Annotated in this window: 22 protein-coding genes; 14 read left to right on the top strand and 8 right to left on the bottom strand. The window is 63.7% G+C overall.

The window, feature by feature from the left end:
• The first annotated feature begins 124 nt into the window (after positions 1-124).
• A complete protein-coding gene (locus tag CH290_RS09520) occupies positions 125-1672 on the top strand; it encodes an acyl-CoA synthetase (protein WP_020113277.1) in 1548 nt (515 codons plus the stop codon).
• Here the strand turns inward: CH290_RS09520 and CH290_RS31115 are convergent.
• Entirely contained in the window at positions 1626-1844 is a 219-nt protein-coding gene (locus CH290_RS31115; protein WP_371828577.1) for a GTP-binding protein, read from the bottom strand. The genes CH290_RS09520 and CH290_RS31115 overlap by 47 nt on opposite strands.
• On the opposite strand from CH290_RS31115, the gene CH290_RS30685 reads away from it, so the two are divergent.
• From CH290_RS30685 to CH290_RS09545, 5 genes are all read left to right on the top strand, one after another.
• Complete coding sequence (locus tag CH290_RS30685; RefSeq protein WP_033188748.1) at positions 1837-2322, top strand: MFS transporter; 486 nt, start codon at positions 1837-1839, stop codon at positions 2320-2322. The genes CH290_RS31115 and CH290_RS30685 overlap by 8 nt on opposite strands.
• 264 nt (positions 2323-2586) lie before the next feature.
• Positions 2587-4047 carry a GntP family permease gene (locus CH290_RS09530; protein WP_033188749.1) on the top strand — a complete coding sequence of 487 codons (1461 nt, stop codon included), beginning with the start codon at positions 2587-2589 and terminating at the stop codon, positions 4045-4047.
• A gap of 68 nt (positions 4048-4115) precedes the next feature.
• Positions 4116-5321: a CaiB/BaiF CoA transferase family protein gene (locus CH290_RS09535; protein ID WP_026348238.1), complete on the top strand. Its 1206-nt coding sequence runs from the start codon at positions 4116-4118 to the stop codon at positions 5319-5321.
• Positions 5321-6274, top strand: coding sequence for a hydroxymethylglutaryl-CoA lyase-like TIM-barrel protein (locus CH290_RS09540; RefSeq protein WP_019667753.1), 954 nt, complete (start codon positions 5321-5323; stop codon positions 6272-6274). Before CH290_RS09535 ends, CH290_RS09540 begins: the two co-directional genes overlap by 1 nt.
• Positions 6271-7260, top strand: a complete 990-nt coding sequence (locus CH290_RS09545; protein ID WP_019667754.1) for a 2-hydroxyacid dehydrogenase — start codon at positions 6271-6273, stop codon at positions 7258-7260. Before CH290_RS09540 ends, CH290_RS09545 begins: the two co-directional genes overlap by 4 nt.
• On the opposite strand, the gene CH290_RS09550 is transcribed toward CH290_RS09545, so the two are convergent.
• Together CH290_RS09550 and CH290_RS09555 are read right to left on the bottom strand one after the other, a co-directional pair.
• Positions 7248-8030, bottom strand: coding sequence for an IclR family transcriptional regulator (locus CH290_RS09550; RefSeq protein ID WP_033188750.1), 783 nt, complete (start codon positions 8028-8030; stop codon positions 7248-7250). The two genes, CH290_RS09545 and CH290_RS09550, sit on opposite strands and share 13 nt — an antisense overlap.
• 74 nt (positions 8031-8104) lie before the next feature.
• A complete protein-coding gene (locus CH290_RS09555; protein WP_019667756.1) occupies positions 8105-8719 on the bottom strand; it encodes an SACE_7040 family transcriptional regulator in 615 nt (204 codons plus the stop codon).
• Positions 8720-8834: 115 nt separating this feature from the next.
• Here CH290_RS09555 and CH290_RS09560 point away from each other — a divergent pair, with 115 nt between their 5' ends.
• From CH290_RS09560 to CH290_RS09585, 6 genes are read left to right on the top strand one after another with little or no spacing between them, the layout of a single operon-like run.
• Positions 8835-10412 carry a carboxyl transferase domain-containing protein gene (locus CH290_RS09560; protein ID WP_033188751.1) on the top strand — a complete coding sequence of 526 codons (1578 nt, stop codon included), beginning with the start codon at positions 8835-8837 and terminating at the stop codon, positions 10410-10412.
• Between the two features lie 5 nt (positions 10413-10417).
• A complete protein-coding gene (locus tag CH290_RS09565) occupies positions 10418-12415 on the top strand; it encodes an acetyl/propionyl/methylcrotonyl-CoA carboxylase subunit alpha (protein ID WP_033188752.1) in 1998 nt (665 codons plus the stop codon).
• Entirely contained in the window at positions 12412-13578 is a 1167-nt protein-coding gene (locus CH290_RS09570) for an acyl-CoA dehydrogenase family protein (RefSeq protein WP_019667759.1), read from the top strand. The genes CH290_RS09565 and CH290_RS09570 overlap by 4 nt, the downstream gene beginning before the upstream one ends.
• On the top strand, positions 13575-14075 hold the full coding sequence (locus tag CH290_RS09575) for a MaoC/PaaZ C-terminal domain-containing protein (protein WP_033188753.1): 501 nt from the start codon (positions 13575-13577) through the stop codon (positions 14073-14075). The genes CH290_RS09570 and CH290_RS09575 overlap by 4 nt, the downstream gene beginning before the upstream one ends.
• Complete coding sequence (locus CH290_RS09580; protein WP_033188754.1) at positions 14072-14887, top strand: HpcH/HpaI aldolase/citrate lyase family protein; 816 nt, start codon at positions 14072-14074, stop codon at positions 14885-14887. Before CH290_RS09575 ends, CH290_RS09580 begins: the two co-directional genes overlap by 4 nt.
• Positions 14888-14940: 53 nt before the next feature.
• Positions 14941-15759 carry an Fpg/Nei family DNA glycosylase gene (locus CH290_RS09585; protein WP_033188755.1) on the top strand — a complete coding sequence of 273 codons (819 nt, stop codon included), beginning with the start codon at positions 14941-14943 and terminating at the stop codon, positions 15757-15759.
• A gap of 58 nt (positions 15760-15817) precedes the next feature.
• On the opposite strand, the gene CH290_RS09590 is transcribed toward CH290_RS09585, so the two are convergent.
• Positions 15818-16576: an SDR family oxidoreductase gene (locus tag CH290_RS09590; protein ID WP_020113267.1), complete on the bottom strand. Its 759-nt coding sequence runs from the start codon at positions 16574-16576 to the stop codon at positions 15818-15820.
• A gap of 76 nt (positions 16577-16652) precedes the next feature.
• The gene (locus tag CH290_RS09595; RefSeq protein ID WP_230620913.1) at positions 16653-17495 is read right to left on the bottom strand and encodes a helix-turn-helix transcriptional regulator; all 843 of its coding nucleotides are present in this window, start codon (positions 17493-17495) and stop codon (positions 16653-16655) included.
• A gap of 49 nt (positions 17496-17544) precedes the next feature.
• Here CH290_RS09595 and CH290_RS09600 point away from each other — a divergent pair, with 49 nt between their 5' ends.
• Complete coding sequence (locus tag CH290_RS09600) at positions 17545-17922, top strand: VOC family protein (protein WP_033188756.1); 378 nt, start codon at positions 17545-17547, stop codon at positions 17920-17922.
• A 42-nt stretch (positions 17923-17964) separates the two neighbouring features.
• On the opposite strand, the gene CH290_RS09605 is transcribed toward CH290_RS09600, so the two are convergent.
• Positions 17965-19143 (bottom strand): acyl-CoA dehydrogenase family protein, encoded by a 1179-nt coding sequence (locus tag CH290_RS09605; RefSeq protein WP_033188757.1) that lies wholly within the window; start codon positions 19141-19143, stop codon positions 17965-17967.
• A gap of 106 nt (positions 19144-19249) precedes the next feature.
• On the opposite strand from CH290_RS09605, the gene CH290_RS09610 reads away from it, so the two are divergent.
• The gene (locus tag CH290_RS09610; RefSeq protein WP_230620914.1) at positions 19250-20062 is read left to right on the top strand and encodes an oxidoreductase; all 813 of its coding nucleotides are present in this window, start codon (positions 19250-19252) and stop codon (positions 20060-20062) included.
• A 30-nt stretch (positions 20063-20092) separates the two neighbouring features.
• Here CH290_RS09610 and CH290_RS09615 read toward each other — a convergent pair whose 3' ends face one another.
• Entirely contained in the window at positions 20093-20524 is a 432-nt protein-coding gene (locus CH290_RS09615) for a hypothetical protein (RefSeq protein ID WP_033188759.1), read from the bottom strand.
• Positions 20525-20629: 105 nt separating this feature from the next.
• Positions 20630-21151 (bottom strand): DUF3995 domain-containing protein, encoded by a 522-nt coding sequence (locus CH290_RS09620; RefSeq protein ID WP_019667769.1) that lies wholly within the window; start codon positions 21149-21151, stop codon positions 20630-20632.
• Positions 21152-21307 lie beyond the last annotated feature (156 nt).

Here is a 21307-nt window from a genome sequence, read left to right on the forward strand (position 1 = left end):
CAGCGGTGCATTTATGTGTCAACGTCTGAATTCCAAACCTCGACCTTGATACTCGCGGAGTGCGACCCCGATCGTTGATACGGTTGCATCGATCGAACGTTCTCTGTTCAGCGAAAGGCATGCCATGTATCCCGGGGCCCACGTTGCGACCCACCCGAGCAAAGCTGCTGTAGTCATGGCCGAAACCGGTGAGACAGTGACGTTTGCCGAACTGGAATCCCAGTCCGTCCGCATTGCTCGCTATCTGCGCGACGCCGGACTTCGCGTAGGCGACCACATTGCGCTCGTCAGCGACAACACGGTCAGGGTGTTCGAAGTGTATTGGGCTGCGCTCCGGTCAGGTCTGTACATCACTGCCGTCAACCGTCATCTCACCCCCGCCGAGATGGCGTACATAGTCGACGACTGCGGAGCCCGCGCTGTCATCACCTCCGCTGCGCTCGGGGACACTGCCACGAAGGTTGCCGACTTGGTCGACGGCGTGGACATCCGCTTGGCCTTCGGGGGTCCGGTTCCGGGGTTCGACGACCTCGACGACGCGATCGTCGACCTGTCGGACGAACCCTTGGCCGATCAGCCGCGCGGCGCGGACATGCTGTACTCCTCCGGAACCACGGGCAAGCCCAAGGGGATCGAGCCGTCACTTCCGAATCGGCAGATCGAAGAACCCGGAGACACGATGGCTGCGTTGGCGTCGACGATCTGGAGTGTGGATTCGTCGACGGTCTATCTCTCGCCGGCCCCTCTCTACCACGCTGCTCCCCTTCGCACCGCCGCAGCGGTACAGGCTCTCGGCGGAACGGTCGTCGTGATGGGGAAGTTCGATGCCGAGCGCGCACTGTCCTACATCGAGAAGTTCGCTGTCACGCACAGTCAGTGGGTGCCGACAATGTTAGTTCGTATGCTGAAACTCCCCGACGAGGTCCGAGCGAAGTACGACTTGTCGACGCTGCGGGTGGCGATCCATGCAGCGGCGCCCTGCCCGGTCGACGTCAAACACGCCATGATCGAGTGGTGGGGGCCGATTCTCGTCGAGTACTACTCCTCCACCGAACTGGCCGGATTGACGAGCATCACATCTGCGGAGTGGCTGAAGAAGCCCGGTTCGGTCGGTAAGGACGGGTTTCTGGGCACAGTGCGCATCTGTGGTCCTGACGGCGAGGTCCTGCCTCCCGGCGAAATCGGCGACGTCTATTTCGAACGAGACGTCATGCCGTTCGCCTATCACAACGACCCTGCCAGGACGAAGAGCGCACAGCACCCACTGCACGAGAACTGGTCCACAACAGGGGATGTCGGCTACCTCGACGAGGATCGCTATCTGTTCCTCACCGATCGTGCAACGTTCATGATCATCTCCGGTGGGGTGAACATCTATCCGCAGGAGATCGAGAACGTCCTGGCCTCGCATCCGAGCATCCTCGATGTTGCTGTGATCGGCGTACCCGACCCGGAAATGGGCGAGCAGGTGCTCGCCGTCGTGCAGTTGCTGCCCGGTGTCGAATCTTCCGACGAACTGGCCGAGTCGATCCTGAGCGAGGCACGAAACTCGTTGGCACGGTACAAAGTTCCGCGTCACATCGTCTTCACTTCGGACCTCCCGCGCACACCGACGGGCAAGCTCGTCAAGGGACGCCTGAAGGGCAAGTACGACAGCGTCGTACTTGGATGACCACAACATCGGACCGCCCGAAAACGGGAAGTTCGTTGCCCTGGGATTCACCGATGCGGCAGGACCTCCACCTGCGCTCGAGGGCCGGCGCTCCGACGGTCTCGACGAGATCCTCCCGCAGTGTGCAGCAGGTGCACCCGTAGCTGAGCTCGACGAGTTTCGTCGTGGTCATCGCCTTCGTCGGTCTCACGTGGGCGATCGCATGGAAACTCGCATCGACGGACGATCCGCGCGACAGTTCACGGGTCGACGCCGCCGAGCTCGCATTGATCAGGAAGGACGCCGGCATCGAGCAGCGCACTGCGCAGGAAATTGCCGGTGCGAGCCACTCGGCCTGGCGGGCAGTGGTTCAGCCCTCCGTGCTCGCAATCGCGTTGTCCCTGTTCTGCTACAACTACATCCTGTTCTTCTTCATGACGTGGTTCCCCGACTATCTCGTCGACGCGCAAGGCGTCAGCCTCCGTGACATGTCTTTGTTCACCACCGTCCCGACCGTCACCGGCGTCATCGTCGCGGGCGACCACTACGGCAGCGCCTTCGCGACCGCCGGTGCGCTCGGCATCGTCGGTGCGGTCATCGTTCTTGTTCTCGTCCGGCAACGCGAGCATGCAGACGTTTCAACCGAATCGAGCACCACGTCGAACCCCTGAAACAGCTACAACGGGCACCGAACGGGTGAGCCGGCAACCCCTACACATCGAAGGCGCCTGCGAGCGAGGGCGGGCTCCTCCCACACGGCCGATATCTGCACCACTTCTGGACTCTTACCAGCGCACCCCAGGAGTGTTGCAAACTCCGCCGAATCCAAGCTTGCTCACGAAGTAAATGTATGCCCATAATGTGGGTGACAGTGTGGCGCGTCACAGCCAAGTTTCCTCCATGACGCCACTCACAACTCGTGGGAAGACCAACCGATGTCCGACATGTGGATCGTGATCAACACCGCCATAGCAGTGCTGGCGGTCGTTATCTTCATCGTGCGCTTTCGTTTCAACCCCGTCGTTTCGCTCGTCCTCGGTGCCGCCTACCTCGGCCTCGCCACCAAGCTGGGCGTCGAGAAGACGGTCGACACCATTGCCGGCGGTTTCGGCGAAATCATGGCCGAAGTCGGCCTGCTCATTGCATTCGGCGTTCTCATGGGCTCCGTGCTCCAGGAGATGAACGCCATTCAACGGCTGGTGGGCACACTGCTGCGCATCTTCGGCCCGAAACGGATGCCGTACGCGTTGTCGCTGACGATCGCGACCGTACTTCAATCCATCTTCCTGGACGTTCTGCTCGTCATCTCTGCACCACTCGCCCGGAACCTCGGACCCAAGATCGGTAAGTACGGCACCGCCCGCATGGCCACGGCGCTGGCCATCGCACTCGAGTGCGGCATCGTGTTCATGGTTCCCGGTGTTGCCGCCCTGGCTCTTGCGGGCCTACTCGGTGTGCCGCTCGGCAAGATGATGATCTACGGACTCATCCTCATCGTCCCCGTCGTCGTGCTCTCGGTCGCGATCATGTCGTTCGTCTTCCGTCACGGCTGGTGGAACGAGGAGAAGGACGAGGAGCAGGTCGCGGTCATCGACGAGACGGTCGGGCCCATCGACGGTGCGGACACGAACGACGAGCTGGGCGGAACGCCCGCTGCAGGAGGTTCCGTCAGCGGTACGTCGAACGACGGTGCGTCCGGAAACGGTGGCTCGGGCGCGGTCGGTGTCGCCGAGAAGGTGCGTGCGGAAAAGCAGACCCGCCTCATCGTGTTGCTCTCCCCGTTGCTGCTCTCGCTTTTCCTGATCGCCACCGGCGCGGTCTTCGAAGTCGCCGAACTTTCCCAGCCCATCGTGGAGTTCGTAGCGAGCCCGGTCATCGCTCTGCTGTTCGGTCTCGTCGGTACGTGCCTGATCGGCCGGTACCACGTCGGGCAGAAGCGCGTCGAGAAGGCGTTGGCACGAGGATTCGCCGAGAGTGGGCAGATCCTCATCCTCACCGGTGTCGGCGGATCGTTGGCGGCAGTCATCAACGAGGCAGGACTCGGTGAGATTCTGGGGCAGTACTTCACCGCGAGCACCGCAGCGCCGTTGTTGATGGTGTGGGTCATCGCTGCCGCACTGCACATCGCCGTCGGCTCCGTCACGATCTCCGCCATCACCTCGGCCGGAATCCTGGCCCCTGTCGCGCCGCTGATCGGACTAGACCCCGTCTTCATCGCTCTTGCGGCAGGCGCCGGTTCACTGTTCGCGGTTCACGTCACGAGCAACACCTTCTGGCTACTGCAGTCACTGATGGGCCAGACCACCCGCGGAACGCTCAAGACGTGCTCGGTCGGCGTGTCCGTCGCCTCCGTGATCGCCATCCTGCTGATCATGCCGATGAGCCTCGTACTGTGACACCCGACTCGAGCCGCACGGACCGTGCACACGACCAGAATGCAGTGCCGAGTACCGAAAGGAACACCATGACCGACCAAGCCCTACCACTGAGCGGAGTACGGGTACTCGAGCTCGGTAACTACATCGCCGCACCGACTGCTGCCCGTATGCTGGCCGATTTCGGCGCCGAGGTGATCAAGGTCGAGCGACCGGGCACCGGCGACGAACTCCGCAACTGGCGTCTGTACTCCGGCACCACCTCGATGCTCTACCGCACGATCAATCGCAACAAGAAGTCCATCGTTCTCGATCTTCGAACCGACCAGGGCCGGCAGGACGTCATCGACCTCGCCGAGAAATGCGACATCGTTCTGGAGAACTTCCGCCCAGGGACGCTCGAAAAATGGGGAATCTCGCCGGAAGTTCTCAGCCGCAAGAATCCCGACCTCATCATCACCAGGATCTCCGCATTCGGACAGACCGGACCCATGTCCGAGCGTCCCGGATTCGCCGCAGTTGCCGAGGCATACGGGGGTTTCCGCAACCTCGTCGGCGATCCCGACCGACCACCGGTGCGCGTCGGAGTCTCGATCGGCGATTCGATCGCAGGTCTCTACGCGGCGTTCGGATGCGTCATGGCCCTGTTCCAACGGCAGACCGCGAAATCCACTCTGTCTCTGACACAACGGTCCATCGACGTGGCCCTGAACGAATCCATCCTGTCGATGATGGAATCCCTGATTCCGGACTATCTTGCCTACGGCGTCGAACGCGAACGCGTCGGAGGCCGCATGGAGGGCATCGCACCGTCGAACGCCTACCCGTGCAACGACGGTCACTCCATCATCATCGCGGGTAACGGCGATGCGATCTTCCAGCGCTACATGGAGACCATCGAGCGACCCGACCTGGGCGCAGATCCCGACCTCCAGTCCAATGCCGGCAGATGGAAGCGTCGCGACGAGCTCGACGCCGCGATCAGTGCGTGGACCGGGTTGCATTCTCGTGACGACGCCCTGAAGCTCCTCGATGCTGCCGGTGTTCCGTCCGGCCCGATCTACACTGCCGCCGACGTGGTGGCAGACGCGCAGTACAACGCGCGCAACATGATTCAGAACTTTCAGGTCGACACCGGTGACAGTGAACCGGCGGACGTCGGTTTCGTGGGCATCGTTCCCGTCATCGGCGACACGTCGCTACCGATCCGATCCGTCGGCCCCGAGCTGGGCGAACACACAGCAGAAGTACTGAAGAACCTCCTGGGTAGAGAATCCGAAGAGATAGGCGCCTGATGTACACGTTCACTCCCACAGCGCACTTGCGCGACGTCACGTTGCGCGACGGACTCCAGCTGACGGGCAAGTTGCTCTCCGTCGAACGCAAGCTCGACATCACCCGACAGCTCATCGCTCTCGGTGTGCCCGAGATCGAGTTGGGCTCGCTCGCCAGACCGGACAAGGTTCCCCCGATGGCGGGAACACTCGAGCTGATCGGCGAACTGACACCGGAAGAGCTCGAGCGGTGCTGGGTGTGGGTCGCCACGCCGCGCCACGTCGAGAAGGCCGCAGCGGCCGGTGCACGTAATTTTCAGTACTGTCTGTCGGCGTCGGATGCACACAATCAGGCCAACATCGGCCGTTCGACGGAGACCTCGATCGCCGCGATGCCCGACGCCACCGCGATCGCCGAGTCGGTCGGGGGCAAGATCGAACTGTGCATCGCCACGTCGTTCACCTGCCCGTTCGACGGCCACGTTCCCGAGGATCGCGTACTGTCCATCGCCAACGACGACAGAACGGCCGGATCGGTCGACATCGTCATCTGTGACACTCTCGGACAGGCCGTTCCCGCTCAGGTGACATCGCTCGTTCAGCGAGTTGCTGCCGAGTCCCCGCAGCGACGCATCGTCTATCACGGTCACGACACGTGGGGCCTCGGGGTTGCGAACACGCTCGCCGCGATCACTGCAGGTGCCACTCTGGTCGACGGGTCCCTCGGCGGTCTCGGGGGTTGCCCGTTCGCTCCCGGTGCGAGCGGAAACACCTCGACCGAGGACATCCTCTTCGCCACTCGTCCGGACTGGTTCGACCCCGATAAACTCGCCACCATGGTCGAACTATCGGAGAAACTGCTTGCCGAGCTCGGTGAACCCATGCGGTCCAAGACCGTTCAGGGTGCACGCTCGAGTCGCGGCACCCGCACCGAGGGCACCGGATCCGCCAACGCATTCGAGTGGGTCATATGAGCAAGATTCTGGTCACGACCCCCATCCCGGCTCCCGGCATGGACATCCTGGCTGCAGCCGGTGAGGTCGAGGTGCTCGCGCTCGATCACGCGGGCCTCGTCGAACGATGTGCGTCGGGTGAGTATTCGGTCGTCGTGTCCCAACTTCGCGACAAATTCGACGCCGAGTTGCTGGAATCGGCCAAGCTCACCGGAATATCCAATTACGCAGTCGGATTCGACAACATCGACGTGGCAGCGGCAACCGCGCGCGGCATCACCGTCGGAAACACCCCTGGTGTGCTGACCGACTCGACGGCAGACATCGCGTTGCTGCTCATGCTGTCGACGGCACGCCGCGCGGTGGAGGCGGACAGCCTCGTGCGATCCGGAGGCTTCACCGGCTGGGCACCCGAGTTCATGCTCGGCACGGACGTGTCCGGGCGGGTTCTCGGCCTCGCCGGTTTCGGCCGGATTGCGCGCGCGACGGCGCGGCGTGCACTCGGTTTCGGTATGCAGGTCAAGTTCTGCCCACGTCCACCGTCGGATCGAGACGTCAGCGACGCCGAACTCGGTGAATTCGCCGGGCGCGTCGAGCACGTGACGTGGGACGAGCTGGTGACGACAAGTGACTTTCTGTCCCTTCACGTTCCGCTGAACGACGCGACGCATCACCTCGTCGACGCCGACGTGATGAAGGCGATGAAGGACTCGGCGATTCTGATCAACACAGCGCGCGGACCCGTCGTGGACGAGGCCGCGCTCGTGGAGGCACTCGGACACCGAACGATCGCCGCTGCAGGACTGGATGTGTTCGAACGCGAGCCTGCACTTGCGCCGGGTCTCGCGGAGCTCCCGAACGCTGTGCTACTCCCGCATGTGGGCAGCGCGACGGTGTCGGTGCGGTCGGAAATGGCCAGATTGTGCGCCGAGAACGCCGCCGCAATGTTCGGAGGTTCCCTTCCTCCGCACCCGGTCAACCCCGAAGCGTGGACTCACGCCGGGTAGCGACCACCGAGAGTTCGGGTGATCTGCTCGGCGTGCGAGACCAGCAGATCCACCCACTCCTCGCATTTCGAGAGAGGCATCCGGAGTGTCGGGCCACTGATCAACACGGCGCCGATGACGTCGGCCGCGGAATTGAACACCGGGGCCGACAATCCGGATGCTCCTGTGTCCCGCTCGCCCGTCGTGATGGCGTAACCGTCGGATCTGGTTTTCCGCAGCAGTTCCCGAAGAATGTCGGTATCGGTCACCGTTCGGTCCGTCACCGGCTGAAGTTCCTGTGCCAGAATCTCTTCCGCCAAGTCGTCGTCGTACGCAAGCAGCACTCGCCCCGCAGAACCCGCGTTCAACGGAGCGATCTTGCCCACGTACATGTCGCGCCGGAGGGGATGCCGCGTCTCCGCCAACGCGACACACACTCGATAGTTCTGTTCCGCTCGAAAAAAGCACGTCGTCTCGGTGGTCTCGTCCCGCAAGTTCTTCAGGATCGGGGTCACGATGGACAACACGTCGAGGTCCTTGGCGGCAGTCGCGGCCCAGTAGGACATTCGCACGCCGATCCGAATCCGGTCGCCGCTTCGATCGAGAAAACCCTGTTGCACCAGGTTGGTGACCAGCCGCTGAACCGTCGACGTCGGAAGACCGGTGGCGTGCTGGATTTCACCCAGTGTCAACGACGGACGATCGAAGGAGAAGGCGTCGAGGATCTCGGTGATCTTGCCCAGAACGAGCAAGGGCTGCTGCTTGGATCCCGAAGAGTTGTCCGTGCTCACACCTCAAATGTATCCCGATATGCCGCTACGGTCCGACACATTCGAACCGGAGTAGCGGCCCGCATTCTTGCGCGTCAGCGATCGATGCCGAGCGCGCCGACGGTCATTCCCCGCAGCAGCGGGCGGACGTTCTTGGACCGCGTGCGACCGGCGCTGTAGGGAGTCGAGTTGATCAAACCGAACACCGCGTGCGCTTTTGTGCGAGCATCGCTTTCGCTGAGGTTCGTGTCGTGAGCCCTCAGTTGGGCAACCCATAGCTCAACGTATTCGCGCTGCATCCGGCGCACCTTTCGCCGGGCTGCGTCCGGCAAATTCTGCAGGTCGCGGTCCTGGATTCGAATGAGCGCCGGGGATTCGAAGGCGAAGTCGAGGTGGAACTCGATCAGGTCGTCCAGCACGGTACGACCTGCAGGCTCGCGCTCTGCTACTCGCCGTCCACCGTCGAGTAGGTACTCCGAAATTCCGACGAGAAGTTCCACGAGAACGGACTCCTTGTTGGGAAAGTGCCGGTAGACGGCCGGCCCACTGACACCCACTGCAGCGCCCAGATCTTCGAGCCGCACGGATGCGAAACCGCGGTCGGCGAACAGTTCGGCCGCCGCGGAGAGTAGCTGCGCACGCCGTTCCGCCTTGCGGCGCTCGCGCAGCGTTTCCGGCTTGGACTCGCCTTCCACGGTCTGTTCGGCCATCGATTCCCCTCCCCATCCTGGACAACTCGGTTAATTCTAGTTTACTATAAGTTCAGTTATTTCTAGTTAACTGAAATCATTCGTTTCGCAGGATCGGACCGAAGGCGCGCACCACATGGCACATGAACCCAACGCCAGCAGGGCAGAACACCAGCTCCTCACCGCCGAACTCTCCGAACGCCTCGCCGGCGCCGCGCTCGGCGGTAGCGAGAAGTCGAGAGAACGTCACGTTGCCCGAGGCAAGCTGCTCCCCCGCGATCGCGTGAACGAACTGCTCGACCCGGGAAGCCCCTTCCTCGAGATCGCTCCGCTCGCAGCCAACGGCCTGTACGACGACGAGTGCCCGGGCGCAGGGGTCATTGCGGGAATCGGCAGGGTGTCGGGGCGCGAGTGTGTCGTGATCGCCAACGACGCAACGGTCAAGGGCGGCACGTACTACCCGATGACGGTCAAGAAGCACTTGCGTGCCCAGGAGATCGCGCTGCAGAACACCCTGCCGTGCATATATCTGGTCGATTCCGGCGGTGCGTTTCTCCCCCGCCAGGACGAGGTGTTTCCTGACCGCGACCACTTCGGCCGCATCTTCTTCAATCAGGCCACCATGAGCGCCAAGGGAATTGCGCAGATCGCTGCGGTGATGGGGTCGTGCACCGCCGGCGGCGCGTACGTTCCGGCCATGAGCGACGAGGCCGTCATCGTCAGGAATCAGGGAACCATTTTTCTCGGTGGTCCGCCCTTGGTCAAGGCGGCCACCGGGGAGATCGTCACGGCCGAGGAGCTCGGCGGCGGTGACGTGCACTCCAAGGTCTCCGGTGTCACCGACCATCTGGCCGAGGACGATCGCGACGCACTGGACCGAGTGCGCAAGATCGTCTCGACGCTCGGACCTCGCACCCCGCGCCCGTGGGACATCGTGACGCCCCGTGAACCGATCGCAGACCAGCACGAGTTGTACGACGTGGTCCCCACGGACCCACGAACTCCGTACGACGTGCGCGAAGTGATCACCCGAGTCGTCGACGCAGGTGAGTTCGACGAGTTCAAGGCCGAATACGGTAAGACTCTCGTCACCGGCTTCGCGCACATCCACGGTCATCCCGTCGGTATCGTCGCCAACAACGGTGTTCTCTTCTCCGAATCGGCGATGAAGGGCGCCCACTTCGTCGAGCTCTGCGACAAGCGCAGCATCCCACTCGTGTTCCTGCAGAACCTCTCCGGCTTCATGGTCGGGCGCGACTACGAGGCGGGCGGAATCGCCAAACACGGTGCCAAGATGGTGACTGCCGTCGCGTGTGCCCGCGTTCCGAAGTTGACCGTCGTGATCGGCGGATCGTACGGCGCAGGCAACTACTCGATGTGCGGGCGCGCCTACTCCCCCCGCTTCCTGTTCATGTGGCCCAACGCGCGCATTTCCGTCATGGGCGGCGAGCAGGCCGCGTCGGTGTTGGCGACCGTGCGCAGCGACCAACTCGATGCCGCGGGCAAGCCCTGGTCGGAAGAAGATCAGGAGTCGTTCAAAGCGCCGATTCGCGCCCAGTACGAGACACAGGGCAACCCGTACTACTCGACGGCCAGGCTGTGGGACGACGGCATAATCGACCCGGCCGATACCAGAACTGTTCTTGGACTGGCATTGTCGGCGTGCGCCAACGCACCGCTCGAACCGGTCTCCTACGGCGTTTTCAGGATGTGAGACAAATGGTCGAAAGAATCGATACCGTTCTGATCGCCAACCGCGGTGAGATCGCAGTCCGCGTGGCTCGAACCCTGCGCACGATGGGGATCACCTCCGTTGCTGTCTACAGCGATGCGGACGCAGGAGCTCGGCACGTCACCGAGGCAGATACCGCCGTACGCATCGGACCGGCTGCAGCGAAGGACAGCTATCTGTCGATCCGCAACGTGATCGAGGCTGCCGAACGCACAGGCGCCCAGGCAATTCACCCGGGGTACGGATTTCTCTCCGAGAACGCAGAGTTCGCGGCCGCGTGCGCGCAGGCCGACATCGCATTCCTCGGACCGTCGGCCACGGCCATCGCCGCGATGGGCGACAAGATCACGGCGAAGGACGCCGTGACCCAGTTCGGGGTCCCGGTCGTTCCGGGCATCTCGAGGCCCGGGTTGACCGACGCCGACTTGATTTCCGGCGCCGACGAGGTCGGCTTCCCGGTACTGGTCAAACCGTCGGCAGGCGGCGGCGGAAAAGGAATGCGGCTGGTGGAGCGAGCAGAGGACCTGCCGGCCGCTCTGGCCAGTGCCCGCCGTGAGGCTGCGTCGTCGTTCGGCGACGACACGCTCTTCCTCGAACGGTTCGTCCTCCGGCCCAGACACATCGAAGTGCAAATCCTGGCGGACCAGCACGGCAACGTCATTCATCTCGGTGAACGCGAGTGCAGCCTGCAACGCCGGCACCAGAAGGTGATCGAGGAAGCGCCGTCGCCCTTGCTCGACGCGCAGACCCGCGCCCGCATCGGCGAAGCGGCGTGCAACACGGCCCGCAGCGTCGACTACACCGGCGCAGGAACTGTCGAATTCATCGTCTCCGCAAACAGCCCCGACGAGTTCTTCTTCATGGAGATGAACACCCGCTTGCAGGTCGAGCACCCGGTCACGGAGATGGTGACCGGACTCGATCTCGTCGAATGGCAAGTTCGTATCGCTGCAGGTGAGGTACTGAGTCTGCAGCAGAACGACATCGTTCTCACCGGTCACGCCATCGAGACCCGCGTGTACGCGGAGGATCCTGGCCGCGGCTTCCTACCCACCGGTGGCACCGTCGTCGGGCTCCGCGAACCCGGCGGTGACGGGGTTCGGATCGATTCCTCGCTTTCCGTCGGTACCGAGGTGGGAAGCAACTACGACCCGATGTTGTCGAAAGTGATTGCGTACGGGCCCGATCGACCCACCGCCCTGCGCACACTCGATCGCGCGTTGTCGGAGACGGCCGTACTGGGCGTCGTCACCAACATCGAGTTCGCCCGATTCCTGCTCGACGACGACGACGTCCGAGCGGGCACGCTCGACACAGGTCTGTTGGACCGCCGACTGGAAGATTTCACTCCTGAGTCGGTGCCGGATCAGGCGCTGATCGCAGCTGCAGCCGTCTCTTGGCTCGAGATGTGGACCGGCGCCGGGGCCGACATCTGGTCATCCCCGACCGGATGGCGGGTGGGCGAGCACGCGCCGTTCACTGTGCGATTGTCCACGGGCGAAGCGGCAGTGCACGTCTCGATCACCGGTGTTCCTGGATCTGCGACGGTTGCCGTCGGCGATGGGCCATCCAGGCCCCTGCACGCAGAATTACGAACGGACACCATCGTGACCGTCGTCGACGGTCACCGTGAGACTGCGCGATTCGCCCACGCCGAGAATGCGACGTGGATTTCCAGTTCACGCGGAACCTGGTCGATGTCGACGGTGTCCGAGCCGAGTGTTCGCGCCGAGGAAGCCCACTCGGGTAACGCCGAGATCGTCAGCCCGATGCCCGGTTCGGTCATCGCTGTCGAGGTCGCTACCGGCGACGCCGTGAGTGCAGGAAGCGCCGTCGTCGTCGTCGAAGCGATGAAGATGGAGCATGCCCTGACCACACCTGTCGACGGAACCGTCGAACTCGCAGTGTCGGTCGGAGACCAGGTTCAGGTGGACCAAGTTCTCGCCCGCATCATTCCCAACGAAGATTCAGAGGTGCAATCGTGACCGACTACCTGTCATCGTCCTCCCTGCCGGACGAGTATCGCCAACTCAAGGACTCGGTAGCCGATTTCGCGAAAACGGTGGTCGCGCCGGTATCGGCGAAACACGACGAGGAGCACTCCTTCCCCTACGACGTCGTGGCGAAGATGGGCGACATGGGCTTGTTCGGACTCCCGTTTCCCGAGGAGTACGGCGGGATGGGCGGCGACTACTTCGCGCTCTGCCTTGCCCTCGAGGAGCTCGGCAAGGTGGATCAAAGCGTCGCGATGACACTCGAAGCAGGGGTGTCCCTCGGCGCGATGCCCGTGTTCCGATTCGGCAACGACGCGCAGAAACAACAGTGGCTACCGAAATTGACCACGGGTAGGGCGCTGGCGGCCTTCGGTCTCACCGAGCCGGGAGCGGGCAGCGATGCCGGCGGCACCAAGACCACCGCGAAACGCGACGGCGGTGACTGGATCATCAACGGCAGCAAGCAATTCATCACCAATTCGGGAACCGAGATCTCCGAGCTGGTGACGGTGACCGCAGTGACCGGGGTCGACGAGGCGACAGGCAAGAAACGCATCTCGTCGATCCTCGTGCCGACCGACACACCGGGATTCGTCGCCGAACCCGCCTACAACAAGGTCGGGTGGAACGCATCGGACACACATCCGTTGAGCTTCACCGACGTCCGCGTACCCGTGGAGAACCTGCTCGGGGACGAGGGGCGCGGGTACGCCAACTTCCTGCAGATCCTCGATGAAGGCCGTATCGCCATCGCTGCCGTGTCCGTCGGTGCGGCACAAGGATGCGTCGACGAGAGCGTCAAGTATGCGAAGGAGCGCGAGGCGTTCGGCGCACCGATCGGACGCAATCAGGCGATTTCGTTCAAGATCGCGCGGATGGAAGCGCGTGCGCACACCGCCCGTACCGCGTACTACGACGCCGCCGCGCTGATGCTGGCAGGTAAACCGTTCAAGAAAGCAGCGTCGATCGCCAAGCTCGTCGCCTCCGAGGCTGCGATGGACAATGCCCGAGACGCGACGCAGATCCACGGTGGATACGGATTCATGAACGAGTACGTGGTGGCTCGGCATTATCGGGACAGCAAGATCCTCGAGATCGGCGAAGGAACGACCGAGGTCCAATTGATGTTGATTGCGCGGGGGTTGGGGCTGTGAGCGGCAGGACTATTCGGCAGCGAGGCCTGTGGTTCGAGGAAATGGAGATCGGCGTCACCTACGAGCATCGGCCCGGCCGAACCGTCACCGAAGCGGACAACACGCTGTTCACGACCCAGACGATGAACACTCAGGCACTACATCTCGACGCGGCGTACAGCGAGAGCACATCGTTCGGTGAGCGGTTGGTCAATTCGATGTTCACGGTGTCCACCGTCGTTGGCCTGTCCGTCGCACAGCTGACTCAGGGCACCATCGTGGCGAATCTCGGTTTCTCCGAGGTGACGTTCCCCAAGCCGCTGTTCCACGGCGACACGCTGTACGCCGAAACTTCGATCTCGGACAAGCGTGAGTCCAAGAGCCGGCCCGGCGAAGGCGTCGTCACGTTCACGCATACCGGGCGTAACCAGCACGGCGACGTTGTCGTGGTCGCTGTCCGCAAGACACTGGTTCGGATGAAACCGGCCACGGACCCACTGTCGGAGGATCGTTCATGAACTGGGTGCCGCCCGGTCCGGCCTGGTTGTTCTGCCCAGCGGATCGACCGGAACGGTTCGAGAAAGCGGCCGCGCGCGCAGACGTCGTCATCCTGGACCTCGAGGACGGCGTTGCACCGGCGGACAAGGCTGCGGCGCGCGAAGCACTGGTTGCCACCCCACTCGACCCGACCAGAACTGTCGTCAGAGTCAACGCGCACGGCACCGACGACTGCTCCGCGGATCTCACCGCACTGGACAGAACCGACTACACCGTCGTCATGCTTCCCAAGTGCGAGAGCCCCCAGGACGTGTCCGCCCTGGCGCCCCGCGAGGTGATCGCGTTGTTCGAGTCACCGGCCGGGGCCGTCGAGTGCCACCGTGCTCTGGGCGCCGGCAACGCCGTCGGTGCGATGTGGGGCGCCGAGGATCTCATCGCCGCCTTGGGCGGGAGCTCCAGCCGATTGCTGGACGGCTCGTATCGAACTGTCGCGCACCATGTCCGGTCGCAGGTTCTGCTCGCCGCGAAAGCGCGGGGTTTGTTCGCCCTCGACTCGGTCTATCTCGACATTCCCGATCTCGGCGGTGTGCGCGAGGAGGCCGACGACGCCGTGGCCGTGGGCTTCGACGGCAAGGTCGCGATCCATCCCAGTCACATCCCGGTGATCCGCCGCGCCTTCGCGCCGACGGACGACGAGATCGATTGGGCCGAGCGCGTTCTGGGTGCCGTGCAGTCGAACCGCGGCGTGTTCAGCCTGGACGGCCAGATGATCGACGCTCCGGTGCTCACCCATGCTCGACGAATCCTGGCGCGTCGGACCACGTCCCCGTAGCTCGGTGCACCGGTGCAGGCATAGACGATTGCCCGACGGGGTAAGGACCATCGGTGCCCGAACTACCCGAAGTCGAGAACGCCAGACAAGTCGTCGAGAAGGCGCTCGATCGCGTCATCGTCGAGGTCGACGACGCCGACACCTTCGAATGCAGACCCCATCGTCCGGGCGACATTGCCCGGGCACTCACCGGCGGCATGCTGGTCGAAGCGCGCCGCCGCGGCAAAGCGATGTGGTGCGAGACCAGGCTCGCCGACGGCTCCGACGGCCCGACTCTCGGAATTCACCTCGGTATGGGTGGACGCATCATCGTCACCGCACCGGACGGCGAGCAGACGTCCCGGTACGGCGGCGGCGATCCGCATGTCGGCGAACGGGACACGGACAAACCCGAGTGGACTCGGTTCGCGATCACGTTCGACGACGGCGGACAGCTCCGTCTGTTCGACAAGCGGCGGCTCGGCCGTGTACGGCTCGAACCCGACATCGACGCGCTCGGCCCGGATGCCGCCGAGATAACCCGCGACGATTTCCGGCACCGCGTCGGCATCAGCGGTGCTCCCCTGAAAGCACGCTTGCTCGATCAGGCCGCGGTGTCCGGGATCGGAAACCTCCTCGCCGACGAGGTTCTGTGGCAGAGCGAACTGTCACCGTCACGCCGTGCGAAGACCCTGACGGTCGACGAACTCGACGAACTCCGAGTGATTCTGCGGCGCGCGATCAGGTCCGCCATAAAGAAAGGCGGAGTACACACCGGTGAGATCATCCCGTTCCGCAAGAAGGATGCGACGTGTCCTCGCTGCGGCGCACCGATGTCTCGCGGAACCGTCGGCGGCCGTACGACGTGGTGGTGTTCCCGCGAACAGGAATGATGTAGTTCCCAGAGTCTATTCGGGCACAGTCGACCCGGGCTGAGTCGACTCGGACGAGTCAGCCCCGTCCCATGTACGGCATCCGGTTCGCCATGATCGTCATGGTCGGGACGTTCACGTCCAGCGGCAGGTCCACCAGCTGCACGACAGTGTTCGCCACGTGCACCGGATCGAACGTAGGTTCCGGGCGGCTGGACCCGTCTGCCTGCCGAGCGGCGTGTGCGATGCCCGCGGTCATGTCGGTCGCGGCGTTGCCGATGTCGATCTGGCTGCAACAGATGTCGAAATCGCGGCCGTCGAGGGCGATGGACTTGGTCAGCCCGGACACTCCGTGCTTGGTTGCGGTGTAGGCGACACTCCCGGGGCGCGGCGTGTGCGCGGAGATCGAACCGTTGTTGATGATCCGGCCGCCTCGTGGGTCCTGGGCCTTCATGATGCGCACTGCCTCGCGCGCGCAGAGGAACACCCCGGTGAGATTCGTGGCAACGGTCTGCGACCAGTCGGCGGGATCGACCTCGTCGATGCTTCCCGACGGCCCGAACGTGCCCGCGTTGTTGACGAGCACGTCGAGTCTCCCGAAGTCCGCGACCACTCCTTCGAACAGTCGTTTGACCGAATCGGGCACGGACACATCACATTCACGGACGTCTGCTCGATCGTGTCCTTCGGCAACCTCGTCGAGACTCGACCGGGTCCTGCCCACCAACACCACACGATGGCCGACGTTCAGCAGGCCTGTCGCCATGGCGCGCCCCAGCCCGGATCCCGCTCCGGTCACGACGATCACACGAGGCGCACGTTCGACTTCGGTCACCATGACTCCATTCCATCACGCCGCCAGAACGGGGGTTCGGATCTGCGCACCCGACGCACTCGCGCCTCACCGCCGACGATCAGGTTTCAGTCGGTCGTGCTTGTGCATAGGTTCCCGGCGGAACGCCGACGAGTTCGGTGAACTCCCGCGTGAAGTGAGCTTGGTCGAACCAGCCGTAGCGAGCCGCGAGGTCAGCAAGCGATCCGGAGTAGCCGTTGTCCAGGTCCGTCACCGCGTCGTGGATGCGATAGCGCGCCAGTACCCATTTGGGTGTGGCGCCGACGAGCTTCTCGAAAAGTCGCTGCAGCCTCCTCGTCGCGATCCCGCACCGGTCCTCGACCTGCTGGACTCGGACGAGGGATCGGTCGTGCAGCATCACCTCGATGATGTCCAGAACTGTGGAGTAGTCCGGCTCGACGCCCCGTACGTACGGGCGGAGTGCGGCGTCCATGTGCAATCGACACTCGTCCGGCGTGAGATGCGAACCCAGAGTTGCCAGCGACCCGACGGTCTCCGTCGAGAACGCGACGGGAGGTGCGACGAACACGTCGCGCAACGTGCGGGCGTGAGTGCCGGTGAACGACGCGAATCCTCCCGGACGAAACTTGGCCCCGAACACCCATCCGGAGTGCGCCAGTCGGACGTCAAACCGTCGAGTGAGTACGCCCGTCACGACCACCGGATCGGTCACCCCTTTACGAAGGTGCCCGCGTTCGACGCTCAAGGTGCATGCCGGGTGCGGAAGCGTCGAGCTGGCGTACGTCGATCCGGACGGCAGATCCCAGTGCAGAAGCCAGTAGTTCTCGATCCATGGAGACAACGGAGCCGAGCAGGGAAGCCGAGTGAGCTCGACGTGGCGTGCGAGTTCGGCGGGTCGTAGAACACCCGCAGTGGTTGCTGTCGCATTTTTCCTATCCGCCACGTGGAGCAGTCTAGGAGGCTGTGACGACACCGTTCGTCAGGAGAGAGACATGAACACCACGCCCTTGGCAACACTGAAGATGGTCACACTGGACTGCGCTGATCCCGAGGCCAGCGCGACCTTCTGGTCGTCTCTGCTCGGATGGGACGTCGTCCACTCCGAGAAGGACTACGCGATGTTGGCGGGCCCCAGCAGCGCGTTGGGATTCGGACGAGTCGAGGACTATGCCCCGCCCACGTGGCCCAACGAACACGGCAGCAAGCAGTTTCACTTCGATCTAGCCGTGGCCGATCTCGACGACGCAGCACGCGCGGCCGTCGACCTGGGCGCCACCCTCCCCGACGACCAGCCCGGCGAAACCTGGCGGGTCCTGCTCGATCCGTCTGGTCACCCCTTCTGCCTGACCAAAGCCGAGAACTGGGGGTAGTGCGAGAAGAACGACATCCCAGGGTCCGGTCCGTCCTGCGAGCTACTTGTTCCGCTTCTGTTCCGCTCGGATCAGCCCGCCGCCGACGATCAAACGCTGTATCTCGCTCGTACCCTCGTAGAGACGTAGCAACCGCACGTCGCGGTAGATCCGTTCGACCGGTATTTCGCGCATGTAGCCTGCACCGCCGTGGATCTGGACCGCGAGATCGGCTACCTTGCCAACCATTTCGGTACAGAAGAGTTTCACGGCAGAGGGGGCGATGCGTCGGTCTGTTTTCTCGACCCAAGCCCTCGCTGCTTCTCTGACCATGGCGCGGCCGGCCATGACCCCTGCCTGCTGGTCGGCGATCATCGCCTGCACGAGTTGAAAGTTTCCGATCGGCTCACCGCCTTGCCTCGACACCGCAGCGTGAGACACCGACTCGTCGAGCGCACGTTGTGCCTGACCGACGGCGAGTGCGGCGATGTGCACTCGCCCGCGCGCCAACGACGTCATCGCCGCTTTGTACCCGATGTCGCCGTTTCCGCCGACAAGCGAATCGGCCGGGGCCCTCACGTCGGTGAACGTCACGTCCGCGGTTCCCGATCCCTGCTGGCCCATCTTGGCGTCCTTGGCCCCGACGGTGATTCCAGGAGTGTCGGCAGGGACGAGGAACACTGCGATACCGTTACCGCTCTCCGGTTTCGGATCCAACTTGGCGAAGACGACGAACATATCGGCGATCGGCGCGTTGGTGATGTACCGCTTGTTGCCGTTGATCACCCAGCCCGAACCGTCGACTCTGGCCGTGGTCGCGAGCCCAGCAGGATTGGAACCGGCACCGTCCTCGGTCAGAGCGAACGAGGCGACGATGTCGCCTGCTGCCATACCCGGCAGCCACTTCGCCTTCTGCTCCTCGGTGCCGAAACCGACGAGAACCTGCCCGGCAATCCCGTTGTTGGTACCGAACATCGACCGCAGGGCCAGCGACGTGTAGCCGAGCTCCATCGCGACTTCGACATCCTGAATCAGGTTGAGACCCAGTCCGCCCCATTCCTGCGGTATCGCGAACCCGAACAGGCCCATCTCCGCGCACTGCGCCCGTACATCATCCGGTACGGCATCAGCGTTCATGATCTCCACTTCGCGCGGTACGACGCGTGACCGCACGAATTTCGAGATCTGCGTCAGCACATCGGAAAAGACATCGTCGGGTACATCCGGGTTCAGGGTGTCCATGCATCCACTATCGACCCGGACACCACTTTGCAGCAATCACCAGGCGACTGGTTCGCTCGCACCGACAGCTTGACTCTCCCCTGCAGGGAGACTGGATGGTAGGAGCATGAACGAACCAACGCCGCCGGAAACACATACCCTCTACCCGACCACCCTGTCGCTGAAGGGTCGAAGGGCCGTTGTGGTCGGCGGGACCAGAGGCCTTGGATCGGCGGTCGTCGATCGTCTCGCCGACGCCGGGGCACTTGTGCTGTCGGTTGGCCGTACAGCTGCACCCGAAACCAGAGCGGCAGGCACGATCCAGGTCGACGTCACAGATCCGACATCGGCGGCCGAGATTGCTCGCGCAACGAAGCAAGCGGGCGGAGTCGACATCGTGGTGCACGTTGCCGGCGGGTCCTCCTCGCCGGGCGGTGGTCACGCGACGATGACCGATGCTCACTGGAACGATGAACTCGCGCTCAACCTGCTGGCAGCGGTCCGCATCGACAGAGCGTTGGTGCCACTTCTGTTCGCGAACGGCGCGGGTGCGATCGTGCATGTCGGGTCGATACAAGGCAGGATGCCGTTGTACGACGGGACGCTGGGTTATGCCGCTGCCAAAGCCGCGTTGCGCACGTACAGCAAGGGGCTCGCGAACGAGCTCGCTCCTCATGGAATCCGCGTCAACACGGTCTCACCCGGCGGGATTCAGAGCGACGGCGCACTCGATCTGGCCAGGCGGATAGCCGCGGCTCGCGATGTGAACGAGCAAGAGGGCATGACTGTTCTCATGGACTCGCTCGGTGGGATTCCGGCCGGCCGATTGGCGCCGGCCTCCGAGATAGCCGACGTCATCGGATTCGTCGTGTCCGACGCGGCTGCATCGATGACGGGACACGACGTGATCGTGGATGGGGGCACCGTGAAGACGACGTGACCGCCGCACCCACGACGACTCGACAGGTGCTCAGCGCGAGTGCGCAGCGACCTGAGCCGACCGCGGTCGGCTCAGGCTGCGCGGCCCGGCAGCAGCGGTACGGATGTTCGGGTACGACGGCTTCGGCGTGGAGGGCGCGGTCGTCGGCTCGGTGCGTCGTTCGCCCACACGAACCGACTCTGGACCGGCGCACGGGTATACGACGCCGTCGATCCGCAACGAAACCTCGTAGTTGCCCTCCACCAGCGCGAAGGTCGACATCGTGACGCCCGTGTGACCCTCGGGAACCACCACGCGGTGACTCAGTGCGAACACCCCCGCGTGCAACACCTCGCAGACCTGACCTGGGCGAACGTTGTCGGCTCGGACTGCGATCACGTTGGCCGCACCGCTTCGTGGGACCGACGCGGACACTTCGGGTGCATCGTCGACGAGCCTGAGATGGTTCCTGTCGCCCCGCATGAACTCACTCCTCCAGTCAGCAGGCCCCGACATCGACGTCGAATGCCTCTCGATGGGTATTCGGATTCCGTCGCTGCAGGTATTGGTTTGTCCGCAGATCGGGCTTCAGCGGTGACGCACTCGGCCGAGGCCCGCAGTCGATGATTCTGCGGTGCGCGTCAAACCCAACGCTGTCAACAACGCGATTCCCCACAGCGCGAACAGCGGATCCCACACGATCGCGTGTCCGATCATTGTCGTCTCGTTGTATCCACCGCTCGGTGTGAACAGTCCAGCCAGCACCGCGCCTGCCGCGATGGTCGACATGCCGCCCCACCCGACCAGAACGAATCCGCCCGCCCAACCGACCACCCGCAACGGGCGGTGGAAGCGCCCCTGATGACGCTCGTCGACCCACGGCACGACCGCCGCAACCAGCTTGACGACAGCGATCGTCCCCAGCGCCAGCCCGGTCGTCAGCGGGTGTTCAACCGAAAGCTGGACGGCCCACTCCCCGACCGATTCGAGCTGCCATCGCCCGCCGAGCGCCCAGTACATGCTTGCCACCGCGTGAACCACCCCGGCCCCGGCGGCAACCGCGAACGCTGCAGTCGAAGCCTTCGTTCGCTCGGTGCCCCGTGTTCGCATGGAACAACGGTACGAATTACCCGAGGGTGGCACATCCAGGATTACCCGGAGTGCTGCCCTGACCGCACCCGGATACCGACACCCAGTTTCCGGCGCCGCACAACGGGAGCGAATTCGCTTGCACGGTGACTGTTGTCGTGGGGCTCGAGCATCACG

It is taken from the genome of Rhodococcus sp. 06-156-4 (assembly GCF_002259345.1).
Lineage (GTDB): Bacteria > Actinomycetota > Actinomycetes > Mycobacteriales > Mycobacteriaceae > Rhodococcoides > Rhodococcoides fascians_E.

Bases quoted from the DNA above. Each gene is read 5' to 3' on its own strand.
- CH290_RS09605 (WP_033188757.1), bottom strand. From the start codon at position 19,143: ATGGACACCCTGAACCCGGATGTACCCGACGATGTCTTTTCCGATGTG.
- CH290_RS09545 (WP_019667754.1), top strand. From the start codon at position 6,271: ATGAGCAAGATTCTGGTCACGACCCCCATCCCGGCTCCCGGCATGGAC.
- CH290_RS09565 (WP_033188752.1), top strand. From the start codon at position 10,418: ATGGTCGAAAGAATCGATACCGTTCTGATCGCCAACCGCGGTGAGATC.
- CH290_RS09530 (WP_033188749.1), top strand. From the start codon at position 2,587: ATGTCCGACATGTGGATCGTGATCAACACCGCCATAGCAGTGCTGGCG.
- CH290_RS09600 (WP_033188756.1), top strand. From the start codon at position 17,545: ATGAACACCACGCCCTTGGCAACACTGAAGATGGTCACACTGGACTGC.
- CH290_RS31115 (WP_371828577.1), bottom strand. From the start codon at position 1,844: ATGACCACGACGAAACTCGTCGAGCTCAGCTACGGGTGCACCTGCTGC.
- CH290_RS09555 (WP_019667756.1), bottom strand. From the start codon at position 8,719: ATGGCCGAACAGACCGTGGAAGGCGAGTCCAAGCCGGAAACGCTGCGC.
- CH290_RS09520 (WP_020113277.1), top strand. From the start codon at position 125: ATGTATCCCGGGGCCCACGTTGCGACCCACCCGAGCAAAGCTGCTGTA.
- CH290_RS09580 (WP_033188754.1), top strand. From the start codon at position 14,072: ATGAACTGGGTGCCGCCCGGTCCGGCCTGGTTGTTCTGCCCAGCGGAT.
- CH290_RS09540 (WP_019667753.1), top strand. From the start codon at position 5,321: ATGTACACGTTCACTCCCACAGCGCACTTGCGCGACGTCACGTTGCGC.
- CH290_RS09590 (WP_020113267.1), bottom strand. From the start codon at position 16,576: ATGGTGACCGAAGTCGAACGTGCGCCTCGTGTGATCGTCGTGACCGGA.
- CH290_RS09610 (WP_230620914.1), top strand. From the start codon at position 19,250: ATGAACGAACCAACGCCGCCGGAAACACATACCCTCTACCCGACCACC.
- CH290_RS09535 (WP_026348238.1), top strand. From the start codon at position 4,116: ATGACCGACCAAGCCCTACCACTGAGCGGAGTACGGGTACTCGAGCTC.
- CH290_RS09615 (WP_033188759.1), bottom strand. From the start codon at position 20,524: ATGCGGGGCGACAGGAACCATCTCAGGCTCGTCGACGATGCACCCGAA.
- CH290_RS09560 (WP_033188751.1), top strand. From the start codon at position 8,835: ATGGCACATGAACCCAACGCCAGCAGGGCAGAACACCAGCTCCTCACC.
- CH290_RS09620 (WP_019667769.1), bottom strand. From the start codon at position 21,151: ATGCGAACACGGGGCACCGAGCGAACGAAGGCTTCGACTGCAGCGTTC.